Genomic DNA, 11,794 nt, shown 5'->3' on the forward strand with positions numbered 1-11,794 from the left:
GCAATAGAAAGAGGGAGGCATCATGCCTCCCTCGATTTTTTGTCCTGATACTACGTGGACTGGAACTCAAATTCTCTTAAGTGAACAGCATTGCCAGTTGGGAGTGGGTTTGTGCTGAGTTTTATGAACAGAGCAGGTCTTGAGAAATGCGCGCTCCAGGGAGACATCATCCCAGGACTCAGACAGGGGCCAGGTCATGATACCCAGTTGAGCCGCCCGGTTGAGGTAATAGGATACGGTGCTAGGAGAGATATGCAGGCTGAGGGCGATCTGCCGATGAGCCAGTTGAGCCTGAAATTTAAGGCGAAGAATTTCTTTGAGTTTTCTCACAGTGATAGGCCTCGCAGACATGCACGTTCCTCTGTTGGAGCAGATGGGAAAGTGCGGGTTTAACGAAGCGGGAAGAAAAAGTCACCAATAACATGGATGCCGATCATGGTTTCCCATCGAGGGTAAAAAGTGATCGGCTTGGGATGTTATTGAGTGATCGGCATGGATGTTATTACGTGATCGGCATGAATGTTATTGAGCGATCGCCATGCGTGGGAATATGCACCTTGGTCTGATGGGATGGAAACCGCATGCATGGCGGTGTTGGAACATGATAACGAGCAGCCATGTACTGGAGCTTAAGCGACGACAACTTGCTGACGCAGTGGCCCCGGGGTCGGTTGCCCGAGGAGCGGGGCAACTGCATAATGAGCGCCATATTTCGCCTGGAAGAGGCCGGAAGAGGACGCGATGATGGGACTTGAAGCAGAGATCTCCCGCTTATCCCGGGAACTGGGCGAGGCACTGCTGGCCAGAGGCTGGCTGGCCGCCACGGCGGAATCCTGTACCGGCGGCGGGGTTGCCACTGCCATCACGGATACTGCCGGCAGCTCTGCCTGGTTCGATCGCGGTTTCGTGACCTACACCAACGAAGCCAAACAGCAGATGCTCGGCGTTAGCATCGACAGCCTGTTGCGCCACGGCGCCGTCAGCGAACCCGTGGTGCTGGAGATGACCCGGGGCTGCCTGGCTCGCTCCGATGCGGGTATCTGCGTGGCCATCAGCGGTATCGCCGGGCCTGGTGGTGGCAGCGAGGAGAAACCGGTCGGCACTGTCTGGTTTGCCTGGGCAGATCGTACCGGTCGTCACCACTCCCTGCTCGCACGTTTCGATGGGGATCGCCATCAGGTGCGCCAGCAGGCGGTCAGACAGGCCTTGTCCGGACTCCTGGCACTGCTCAAATAAATTGGGCTTGATACTGTATACATAAACAGTATACTTAGCCCAACTTCACTTCTTACTCACGATTCCCAGCGGAGATTGGCATGGATCAGAACAAACAGAAGGCACTGGCGGCTGCGCTGGGCCAGATCGAAAAGCAGTTTGGCAAAGGCTCCATCATGCGTCTGGGCGACAGCAAGACCATGGATATCGAAGCCATCTCCACCGGCTCCCTCTCTCTGGACGTGGCGCTGGGGATCGGTGGTCTGCCGTGCGGTCGTATCGTCGAGATCTACGGTCCGGAATCGTCCGGTAAAACTACGCTGACCCTGCAGGTGATCGCCGAAGCCCAGAAGAAGGGCAAGACCTGTGCCTTCGTCGATGCGGAGCACGCACTGGATCCTATCTATGCCGCCAAGCTGGGCGTCAACGTCGACGACCTGCTCATCTCCCAGCCGGATACCGGTGAACAGGCACTGGAGATTTGCGACATGCTGGTGCGCTCCAATGCCGTCGACGTCATCATCGTCGACTCCGTGGCGGCCTTGACCCCGAAAGCGGAAATCGAAGGGGAGATGGGTGACTCCCACGTCGGCCTGCAGGCTCGTCTGATGTCGCAGGCGCTGCGTAAATTGACCGCCAACATCAAGAACGCCAACTGCCTGTGCATCTTCATCAACCAGATCCGGATGAAGATCGGTGTCATGTTCGGCAGCCCGGAGACCACCACCGGTGGTAACGCTTTGAAGTTCTACGCTTCCGTGCGCCTGGACATCCGTCGTACCGGCGCCATCAAGGAGGGTGACGAAGTGGTCGGTAACGAGACCCGCGTCAAGGTAGTGAAGAACAAGGTGGCGCCACCCTTCAAGCAGGCTGAATTCCAGATCTTCTATGGTGCCGGCATCTCCAAGGAGGGCGAGCTGGTGGACCTGGGCGTCAAGCACAAGCTGATCGACAAGGCGGGTGCCTGGTACAGCTACAACGGCGAGAAGATCGGCCAGGGTAAAGCCAACGTGATGAAGCTCTTCTCCGAAAACAAGGCACTGGCTGCCGAGGTGGAAGTGAAGCTGCGCGAGCTGCTGCTCTCCGGCGCCGCGCCGGTGGAGGAGAAGGCCACGGCTGCCGAATACGCCGAGTTTGAAGCCGAAAACGAACAAGAGTTCGAATAAGGAATGAGGAAAGGCCGGGTTGATACCCGGCCTTGTTGTTTATGGTGGATGAATCAGTGAACGAGCCGGGCGAGCCCGTCGAATTGACCTTTGAAGAGCAGGTCGCCGCCGCCCGCGCCTTTGCCATGCGCAGTCTTGCCCGCCGCGAAAGTGCTGAATCCGAGCTGGCCAGACGCCTGCGTCAGAAGGGATTCGAGGAGGAGGTGGTCGCCGTTGTACTCGACCATTGCCGTGGCTATGGCTGGGTCAATGACGATCGTTACGGTGCCATGGCGGTGCGGGCCGGTGCGGCCAAAGGCCATGGTCCGCTCAGGATCCGCTTCGACCTGCGTCGCAAGGGGCTGGATGACACCCAGATCGAGGCGGCCCTGGATCAACCCGAGCTCGACTGGTTCGAACTGGCGCTTGCGTTGTTGTCGCGTCGGGCAAAGGCGACCGACTTTGCCGACTTCAAACTGCGCCTGAAGTGGCTCAAATATCTGATGGGGCGTGGTTTTACCCAGGAGCAAGCCCGTTACGCCCTCTCAGCCATGCAAGGTGAGCAATAGTGGCGCGCCGAGGTTGGACCTATGGGCAGGATTTCCCTTGGTGTGCGGTGCGGCTGGTGGGGAATATCAGCCCTTCGCCGGGTCTGTCGATGGTGGCCCTGTGGTCGAGCGAGGCATCCCGAAGCCCCCCTGTTGCGACGTGCTTGCGGGTGCTGCTGCCAAACGCTGGCCCCTTGGGGGCTATTTCACCCGCCAAGGGTCCCCACGTTTTACTTTACCCTGCAGAAAACTTACATTAATGCGGTTAAAAGTCCGTATTCGAATCAAGCAGGATTTTCCATGTACATGTCCACGTCAGAGATTCGCGCTGCGTTTCTCGAGTATTTCCGCACCCAGGGACACCAGGTTGTCTCTTCCAGCTCGCTGGTACCGCACAACGATCCGACCCTGCTGTTCACCAACGCAGGGATGAACCAGTTCAAGGACGTGTTCCTTGGCGCCGACAAGCGTGCCTATCACCGTGCCACCACGGCCCAGCGTTGCGTGCGGGCTGGCGGCAAGCACAATGACCTGGAAAACGTCGGCTATACCGCCCGTCACCATACCTTCTTCGAGATGCTGGGCAACTTCAGCTTCGGTGACTACTTCAAACAGGACGCCATCCGGTTTGCATGGGAATTCCTGACCGGTACCCTCAAGCTGCCCAAAGAGCGCCTGCTGGTGACCGTCTACGCGACTGATGACGAAGCCTTCGACATCTGGGAAAAAGAGGTCGGCGTGCCGGCCGATCGCATCGTGCGCATCGGTGACAACAAGGGTGCTCCTTATGCATCCGACAACTTCTGGGCCATGGGCGATACCGGCCCATGCGGTCCCTGCACCGAGATCTTCTACGACCACGGCGATCACATCTGGGGTGGCCCTCCCGGTTCACCGGAAGAGGATGGCGACCGCTTCATCGAGATCTGGAACGTGGTCTTCATGCAGTTCAACCGTCAGGCTGACGGCACCATGGAGCCGCTGCCCCGTCCGTCCGTGGATACCGGCATGGGTCTGGAGCGTATCTCCGCCATCATGCAGGGGGTGCACTCCAACTATGAGATCGACATCTTCCAGGCGTTGATCAAGAAGGCGGCCGAGATTGTCGGCACCACGGATCTGAGCAACCAGTCCCTGCGCGTCATCGCGGACCACATCCGTTCCTGCGCCTTCCTGGTGGCTGACGGTGTCATGCCCTCCAATGAAGGTCGCGGCTACGTGCTGCGCCGCATCATCCGCCGCGCCGTGCGTCACGGCCGCAAGCTGGGTGCTACCGACGTCTTCTTCTACAAGCTGGCTGCCGAGCTGGCCGTGCAGATGAAGGATGTGGCGGCGGAACTGATCGCCCAGCTGCCGCTGGTCGAGCGAGTGTTGCGCATCGAGGAGGAGCAGTTCGTCCGCACGCTGGACAGAGGTCTGCTGCTGCTGGAAGACGCCCTGGCCAACCTCGGTGATGCCAAGGTGATCCCGGGTGAAGTGGTGTTCAAGCTCTATGACACTTACGGCTTCCCGGCCGACCTGACCGCCGATGTGGTGCGCGAGCGCGAGATCGGCATCGACGAAGAGGGCTTCAAGGCCGAGATGGAGAAGCAGCGCGCCCGCGCGAAAGAGGCTTCCAGTTTCGGCGTGAACTACAACGACGTGCTGAAGCTCGATTTCGAGACCCCCTTTACCGGTTACAAACAGCTGAGCCAGAACACTCAGGTGGTCGGTATCTACAAGGATGGTGTCGAGGTCAATGGCCTCATCGCTGGTGAAGAGGCCGTGATCGTGCTGGCGGAGACCCCCTTCTATGCGGAGTCCGGCGGTCAGGTGGGTGACAGCGGCATCCTCAAGGTGGATGACGGCATCTTCGCCGTCACCGACACCCAGAAAGCGGGCAAGGCGATCATCCACAAGGGCTATCTGGAACTGGGTACCCTGGAGAAGGGAGCCGAGGTCGAGGCCGTGGTCGATGGCGACCGTCGTCAGGCCATCGCCCTTAACCACTCCGTGACTCACCTGCTGCACGCGGCCTTGCGCCAGGCGCTGGGTGAGCACGTGACCCAGAAAGGATCCCTGGTGGGCGCCGAGCGCATGCGCTTCGACTTCTCCCACTTCGAAGGGCTGACCATGGCGACCATTCGCCGGATCGAGGAGCTCGTCAACGCCCAGATCCGTGCCAACCACGAGGTGGCCACCCAGCTGATGGGGCTGGAAGAGGCCAAGTCAGCCGGTGCCATGGCGCTGTTTGGCGAGAAATATGAAGACGATGTGCGTGTGGTACGCATGGGCGACTACTCCACCGAGCTGTGCGGCGGTACTCACGCCAAGCGCACCGGTGACATCGGCTTCTTCAAGATCATTGCCGAGAGCGGCATCGCGGCTGGCGTGCGTCGTATCGAAGCGGTCACCGGCAAGAGCGCCATCGATCTGATGCACCAGCTGGGTGAACAGATCGAAGAGGCCGCCGCGCTGGTGAAGGGCGATCAGTTTTCCATCGCCGACAAGGTGCGCCAGGTACTGGACAAGGCCAAGATGATGGAGCGCGAGCTGGAACAGCTCAAAGCCAAGCTGGCGGCGCAGGCGGGTAACGACCTGCTGAGTCAGGTCATCGACATCAATGGCCAGAAGGTGCTGGTTGCCGCCCTGGAAGGGGTCGACCCCAAATCCCTGCGCGGCATGCTGGACGAGCTGAAGAACCAGATGAAATCCGGTGTCGTGCTGCTGGCAACCAGCAGTGATGGCAAGGTCAACCTGATCGCGGGCGTGACCAATGACCTGACCGGTAAGGTCAAAGCTGGTGAGCTGGTCAATCTGGTGGCCCAGCAGGTGGGTGGCAAGGGCGGTGGTCGTCCCGACATGGCACAGGCGGGTGGTACCCAGCCTGAGGCGGTGCCGGCGGCGCTGCAATCCGTTCACTCCTGGCTGGAAGAGCGCCTGTAAGCGGGCGAGGTGATCTGTGGCACTCTATGTACAGAAGTACGGTGGCACCTCGGTCGGCACGCTGGAGCGGATCGAGGCAGTTGCTGAGCGGGTTCAACTGACCCGTGCCCAGGGACATGACGTGGTGGTGGTGGTCTCCGCCATGTCGGGCGAAACCAACCGGTTGCTGGGCATGGCCCAGCAGCTGGACCAGGATGCCAACCGGCGCGAGATGGATGTGCTGATCTCCACCGGTGAGCAGGTCACCATTGCACTGCTGGCGATTGCGCTCAACAAGCGCGGTTGCCCCGCAGTCTCGATGACCGGTGATCAGGTCCGCATCCACACCGACTCCGCCTATGGCAAGGCGCGCATCACCCGTATCGACACCGAGCAGGTGGGAGCCGCACTCGGTGCCGGCAAGGTGGTGGTGATTGCCGGTTTCCAGGGGCGCGATGAGCATAATGCCATCACTACCCTGGGCCGAGGGGGTTCGGATACCACCGCGGTGGCCGTGGCTGCGGCCATCAAGGCAGATGAGTGCCAGATCTTTACCGATGTGGACGGGGTGTATACCACGGATCCGCGCATCGAGCCCAAGGCGCGTCGCCTCGATACCATCACCTTCGAGGAGATGCTCGAGATGGCGAGTCTCGGAGCCAAGGTGCTGCAGATCCGTTCGGTCGAGTTCGCGGGCAAGTACCGCGTGCCGCTAAGGGTGCTGTCGAGTTTCGTCGACGGAGAGGGAACCTTAATCACATATGGAGGTGAGAGGATGGAAGCACCCCTGGTATCCGGCATTGCGTTCAATCGCAACGAGGCCAGCCTGACCATTCTGGGTGTGCCGGACAGGCCGACCGTGGCCGCGCAGATCCTGAATCCGATCAGCGACGCCAACATAGATGTCGACATGATAGTGCAGAACACCATGGGGGATGGTACCGCCGACTTCACCTTCACGGTGAATCGCGATGATTATCGCCGGGCCCGCGCCTTGCTGGAGGAGACCGCCAGCGAGCTGGGGGCCGCCTGCGTGCAGGGCAACGGAGAGATCGCCAAGGTCTCCATCGTCGGGGTCGGCATGTGGAATCATCCTGGTGTAGCGCGCACCATGTTCAAGGTATTGGGTGAGGAAGGGATCAACATGCAGCTGATCTCCACCTCTGAAATCAAGATATCCGTGGTGATTGACGAGAAGTACCTGGAGCTGGCCGTGCGTTCGTTGCACTCGGCGTTCGGGTTGGATCAAGAGCCTCATGAGCAGCCCTTGGGAAACAATCCCTGATTGATTTAGTTTCAACCATTTACCATATCGGTATCTTTGTAAGATAATGGCGCATATCGATATAAATACAAAACAGGATACAGGAGCAAGCGAATGCTTATTTTGACTCGTCGTGTAGGGGAAACCCTGATGATTGGTGACGAAGTAACCGTTACCGTACTGGGCGTAAAAGGGAACCAGGTTCGTATCGGTGTGAATGCACCGAAAGAGGTTTCCGTACACCGCGAAGAGATCTACATGCGGATACAGGCCGAGAAAGTCCCGGGCCAACCGAATTTCTAAGCCATTTCATGGCTGCCTGAAGGCGACATCCCGGATGTCGCCTTTTGTTTTTCAGGGGCCTGCAAATCGGCCTGCAGAGCGCGAAACTACTGGGTAAGTGTCGATATTGCTTGAATATTCCACTCTTTGGCCAAATGCTGAGCGAACGCTCTGTTTTCTCCAAAAAAGTGTTTGACTAAAAATCCCTGTGAAGTATTATCAGCCCCGCAAACGGAGAGGTGGCCGAGAGGCTGAAGGCGCTCCCCTGCTAAGGGAGTATGCGGCTTATACCCGCATCGGGGGTTCGAATCCCCCCTTCTCCGCCATTTTGCGCCCGTAGCTCAGCTGGATAGAGTACCTGGCTACGAACCAGGTGGTCAGAGGTTCGAATCCTCTCGGGCGCACCATATTTGACTCTTGGAGTCATGTGTTGACCATAAGCAAGTCGGCACTAAGGAAGGCTTACTGTTGAGTAAGCTTTTTTTATCGTTTGAAAACAGGGCGCCCGTAGCTCAGCTGGATAGAGTACCTGGCTACGAACCAGGTGGTCAGAGGTTCGAATCCTCTCGGGCGCACCATTTCAAGCAATACAATGATTTATGAGCGCCCGTAGCTCAGCTGGATAGAGTACCTGGCTACGAACCAGGTGGTCAGAGGTTCGAATCCTCTCGGGCGCACCATGTTTAAAGCAGTGCAACAATTTATGAGCGCCCGTAGCTCAGCTGGATAGAGTACCTGGCTACGAACCAGGTGGTCAGAGGTTCGAATCCTCTCGGGCGCACCATATTTCAAGCAGTGCAACAAGTTGTGAGCGCCCGTAGCTCAGCTGGATAGAGTACCTGGCTACGAACCAGGTGGTCAGAGGTTCGAATCCTCTCGGGCGCACCATACAGACAGCCTCGACGTCAGTCGGGGCTGTTTTTTTATGGGCGATATCCTCCTCCCCATCATGGGGTTGTCTCTCTCGTGTCCTTCTCCCTGACGCTCCCATGGGGGACGGTTCCCCCTTGCTGCACGTGCCCCCGGGTCACCACTCTCCACGTGTCTTGCCTGGCAGGCTGCTGACGCATCCCGTGGTCGTGCCTGTGGCTACCTGGGGGCACGAACCATGCGCATCTATGCTGTGCGGGGCTGGCGCCCTCTGGCGGCCTGCTGAGGCGTTTGGCTGGCAATAAAAAAGGATGCCGCGGCATCCTTTCATGTCTTCGTGGAGAGAATCAGCTTTTCAGCCACTTGCGGATGCGGTTGGCATCCCCGACAGGGGTGCGTTTGCCCACCGAGTTGAGCAGTACGATGGCGAGCTCCTGACGATCCGGTTTGGCACGCATCAGCAGGCAGCGGCCCGCTTCGTCGGTATAGCCTGTCTTGGAGAGGCGTACATCCCAGTCCGGGTTCTTCACCAGCGGGTTGGTATTGTTGAACATCAGGCTGTAGGCCGGCTTGTGAAAGCGCATCTCCCTGCTGGTGTCCTGGGTGAATTCACGGATCAGCGGCTGTCGATAGGCCGCAGAGAGGAGCTTGGCCAGATCCTGGGCGGTGGAGACGTTGCGGGTCGAGAGACCGGTGGAGTCATAGTAGCGGGTGTTGCGCATGCCGAGCTGTCTGGCCTTGTTGTTCATGGCGCGGATGAAGGCCTGGCGACCCCCCGGGTAGTGGCGGGCAAGCGCCGAGGCCATGCGGTTTTCGGAGGACATCAGCGCCAGATGCAGGGCGTCACGGCGGCTGACCTGGGTGCCCATGCGCACCCGTGAATAGGTGTGCTTGATGTTGTCCCTGTCGTTCTGATCGATGGTCAGGGTCTGATTGAGGTTCTGGCGGGCATCCAGCACCACCAGCGCCGTCATCAGCTTGGTGAGGGAGGCGATGGGGCGCACCCGGGTGGGGTTTTTCTGATACAGGGTCTTGCCGGTGTTGACGTCCATCACCAGGGCACTGCCCGATTTGAGCTGCAGCTTGGCCGGGTTGGGGGTCGCCAGGGCTGTCTGCGAACCCAGCAGTCCCATCAATCCACCTACCAGCGCGATTGCGCGAATCCAACACCCCATACAACCAACTCCATCCACAGCGAAAAAAGGCGCTAGATTCACTCATTTTTGCCCCTGCTTTACAAGAGCGAGCAGGGGGAATTCGCCACTATTTTCCATAAAAAAAGGGCCGCCTGTGGGCGACCCTGTGGTTTGTCTCACTCTCTGGAGACGCCGGGCTTGCGTCTGCTCCACCAGCGCCAGACCAGAGCGATGAGGCCGCCCACCAGCAGCACGACCGGCAGGTAGAGAATGACGCTGAGAAACTGGGACTCATACTGCGCGGCCAGCTTGGTGTGGCTCAGGTAGTAACCCAGCCCGACCAGGGGGCAGATCCACATGATGGAGCTGATCAGGTTGACCACCAGGAAGCGCCCCTGGGGGATCTCGTTGGCGCCGACGATATAGGGGTAGGCGGTACGCACGAAGGCGATGTAGCGGGCGGTGATCAGGGTGATGATGCCGTACTTGTTGAGCAGGTAGTGCACCTTCTCCTTGTGCTTGTCATCGAGGTGGGACATCAGCCTGTGATACATCCGGGTGTGGCCGAGGAAACGCCCCTGCATGTAGCCAAGCCAGGTACCGACGAAGGTCGCCATGATCAGCAGCGGGACCACCGCCATCGGCAACACCCCCTGATAGATCAGCACGCCGGTCAGGATCAGCAGGGTATCCCCTGGCAGGAAGGCGGTGGGGATAAAGCCATTCTCGAGCACCAGGAAGGTCAGCAGGACGACATAGACCATGAAGACCATCTTGGGATCAGAGAGTGTCGCCAGATCCTGATGCATAAAGGCGTGAGCCAGGTGGTAAAACTGCTCCATACATGCAAACTCCGCAGGTTAGCTGGGTTGGTCGGTCAAGGGCATGGCAAGTACCTTGTCGATGCGCAGGCCGTCCATATCCACGATTTCCAGTTGCCACTGTTCCAGGGTGACCAGGTCTCCGGTCTGGGGAAGGCGGCCAAGGAGCAGCATGATAAGCCCTCCAAGGGTGTGATAGTGATGTTTTTCTTCTTCCGGCAGACGAACCAGCTCCAGACAGTCCTTCAATTCTGGCAGTGGAATGAGGCCGTCGAGCAGCCAGCTGCCGTCGGCGCGCTGGAAGGCCCAGTTGTCCTCCCCATCTTCCTGCTGGAAGTCGCCGGCCAGGGTTTCCAGCAGATCCTGCTGGGTGACCAGCCCCTGCAGTTCGCCATACTCGTCCACCACCAGCACCATGTGCTCGGAGTGGGTACGGAAGTGGTTGAGCAGCTCCAGGCCGTTGAGGGTCTCCGGCAGCAGGCTGCCGTCCTGGGTCAGCGCCGCCAGATCGATGGGTTCTCCCTTGATGTAGGCGTGCAGCACCTTGCTGACGTTGAGGATGCCGACGAGATCCGACAGGCTGCCGTCACAGACAGGGAAGAAGCTGTGGCGATACTCCACCAGACGTTGGAGGTTCACTTCCAGCGGCAGTGACAGGTCCAGATAGCGGATGTCGCTGCGCGGCACCATCAGGGAGGCCAGGCTGCGTTCGTCGAGGCGGAACACGTTGCGCAACATAGTGTGCTCATGGTCCTCGATCACCCCCGCTTCGGAGCCCTCCACCAGCATGGCGTGGATCTCCTCCTGAGTGACGTTGTTGCTGCTGCGCTGATCGACCCGCAGCAGCCGCAGGCTGGCATTGGTGGAGGCGGAGAGCAACCAGACGAAGGGACGGGTCAGGGTCGCCAGCCAGAGCATGGGGCGGGCTACCAGACAGGCAATGCGCTCGGCGCTGAGCTGTCCGAGGCGTTTGGGCACGAGCTCCCCTACCACGATGGAGAGATAGGTGACCAGCACGACCACGATGACGGTGGCGAGCAGGCTGCTGCTCTTGGGGGAGAGCCCCCACTCCTGCAGCCAGAGGGCGAAGGGCTGGGCCAGCAGGGACTCGCCATAGATACCGTTGAGCAGGCCGATGCTGGTGATGCCGATCTGTACGGCGGAGAGGAAATGGGTCGGATCTTCCCCGAGCTTGAGGGCGATGGCGGCGGAGCGGCTCCCTTCGCTCGCCATTTTGGCGAGGCGTGCCTTGCGTGCCGTCACGATGGCGATTTCCGACATGGCAAAGACGCCATTGAGCAAAATCAATCCAAACAGGATCAATATTTCCATACTGCAGCAGCACTCCCGATAGAAAAGACCGCTGGCAGTGTAATGAATTTGCGGGCTCTGCGCTTGTGAAAGGAGGTGATTTGGCTCGTGAATTTTTGAATATCGCCCCGGCGGGAGGGATAAAACTGCGGGGCAGAAGAGGGAGAACTGAACCCCTGACATGAAAAAGCCCCCGATAAACGGCAATGCTGTTCAGATAAGCACTTTTTTGACTGATTATTCATAAATTGGATTTGAGTTGAGGGGGCAAGGCTGTGTCCAGTCGATCTTCCTCCAG

The 11,794-nt window shown here is 59.1% G+C and carries 10 protein-coding genes, 6 tRNA genes and 1 pseudogene; 12 read left to right on the forward strand and 5 right to left on the reverse strand.

Going from position 1 to position 11,794, the window contains the following annotated elements:
* Positions 1-93: 93 nt before the first annotated feature.
* Positions 94-351, reverse strand: a pseudogene (locus AB5Y64_RS03005) (IS21 family transposase); the annotation flags it as partial.
* Positions 352-744: 393 nt separating this feature from the next.
* Here AB5Y64_RS03005 and pncC point away from each other — a divergent pair.
* The 12 genes from pncC to AB5Y64_RS03065 all read left to right on the forward strand — a co-directional run bounded on the left by pncC (position 745) and on the right by AB5Y64_RS03065 (position 8,246).
* On the forward strand, positions 745-1,236 hold the full coding sequence (gene pncC / locus AB5Y64_RS03010; protein WP_029313644.1) for a nicotinamide-nucleotide amidase: 492 nt from the start codon (positions 745-747) through the stop codon (positions 1,234-1,236).
* An 80-nt stretch (positions 1,237-1,316) separates the two neighbouring features.
* The gene (gene recA / locus AB5Y64_RS03015) at positions 1,317-2,381 is read left to right on the forward strand and encodes a recombinase RecA (RefSeq protein ID WP_043154135.1); all 1,065 of its coding nucleotides are present in this window, start codon (positions 1,317-1,319) and stop codon (positions 2,379-2,381) included.
* Between the two features lie 41 nt (positions 2,382-2,422).
* On the forward strand, positions 2,423-2,929 hold the full coding sequence (locus AB5Y64_RS03020; protein ID WP_052815401.1) for a regulatory protein RecX: 507 nt from the start codon (positions 2,423-2,425) through the stop codon (positions 2,927-2,929).
* A gap of 279 nt (positions 2,930-3,208) precedes the next feature.
* On the forward strand, positions 3,209-5,833 hold the full coding sequence (gene alaS, locus AB5Y64_RS03025) for an alanine--tRNA ligase (RefSeq protein WP_041212325.1): 2,625 nt from the start codon (positions 3,209-3,211) through the stop codon (positions 5,831-5,833).
* Between the two features lie 16 nt (positions 5,834-5,849).
* Positions 5,850-7,097, forward strand: coding sequence for an aspartate kinase (locus AB5Y64_RS03030; RefSeq protein ID WP_052815402.1), 1,248 nt, complete (start codon positions 5,850-5,852; stop codon positions 7,095-7,097).
* Positions 7,098-7,190: 93 nt separating this feature from the next.
* Complete coding sequence (gene csrA / locus AB5Y64_RS03035) at positions 7,191-7,379, forward strand: carbon storage regulator CsrA (protein WP_005315760.1); 189 nt, start codon at positions 7,191-7,193, stop codon at positions 7,377-7,379.
* A 212-nt stretch (positions 7,380-7,591) separates the two neighbouring features.
* Positions 7,592-7,684, forward strand: a tRNA-Ser gene (locus AB5Y64_RS03040).
* A 4-nt stretch (positions 7,685-7,688) separates the two neighbouring features.
* Positions 7,689-7,765: transfer RNA gene (locus AB5Y64_RS03045), tRNA-Arg, on the forward strand.
* A gap of 94 nt (positions 7,766-7,859) precedes the next feature.
* A tRNA-Arg gene (locus AB5Y64_RS03050) sits at positions 7,860-7,936 on the forward strand.
* 25 nt (positions 7,937-7,961) lie between these two features.
* Positions 7,962-8,038 (forward strand) — tRNA-Arg (locus AB5Y64_RS03055).
* Positions 8,039-8,065: 27 nt separating this feature from the next.
* A tRNA-Arg gene (locus AB5Y64_RS03060) sits at positions 8,066-8,142 on the forward strand.
* A gap of 27 nt (positions 8,143-8,169) precedes the next feature.
* A tRNA-Arg gene (locus AB5Y64_RS03065) sits at positions 8,170-8,246 on the forward strand.
* A 329-nt stretch (positions 8,247-8,575) separates the two neighbouring features.
* Here the strand turns inward: AB5Y64_RS03065 and pbpG are convergent.
* From pbpG to AB5Y64_RS03085, 4 genes are all read right to left on the reverse strand, one after another.
* On the reverse strand, positions 8,576-9,403 hold the full coding sequence (pbpG, locus tag AB5Y64_RS03070; RefSeq protein WP_052815403.1) for a D-alanyl-D-alanine endopeptidase: 828 nt from the start codon (positions 9,401-9,403) through the stop codon (positions 8,576-8,578).
* 137 nt (positions 9,404-9,540) lie between these two features.
* Positions 9,541-10,206: a DedA family protein gene (locus tag AB5Y64_RS03075; protein ID WP_010672956.1), complete on the reverse strand. Its 666-nt coding sequence runs from the start codon at positions 10,204-10,206 to the stop codon at positions 9,541-9,543.
* An 18-nt stretch (positions 10,207-10,224) separates the two neighbouring features.
* A complete protein-coding gene (locus AB5Y64_RS03080) occupies positions 10,225-11,517 on the reverse strand; it encodes a hemolysin family protein (RefSeq protein ID WP_029313724.1) in 1,293 nt (430 codons plus the stop codon).
* Positions 11,505-11,794, reverse strand: a 290-nt coding sequence (locus AB5Y64_RS03085) for a hypothetical protein (RefSeq protein ID WP_368203245.1), incomplete at its 5' end; no start/stop codon positions are given. The genes AB5Y64_RS03080 and AB5Y64_RS03085, both read right to left, overlap by 13 nt.

Origin of the sequence: Aeromonas sp. R5-1, assembly GCF_040908265.1 — a bacterium.
GTDB lineage: Bacteria > Pseudomonadota > Gammaproteobacteria > Enterobacterales > Aeromonadaceae > Aeromonas > Aeromonas caviae.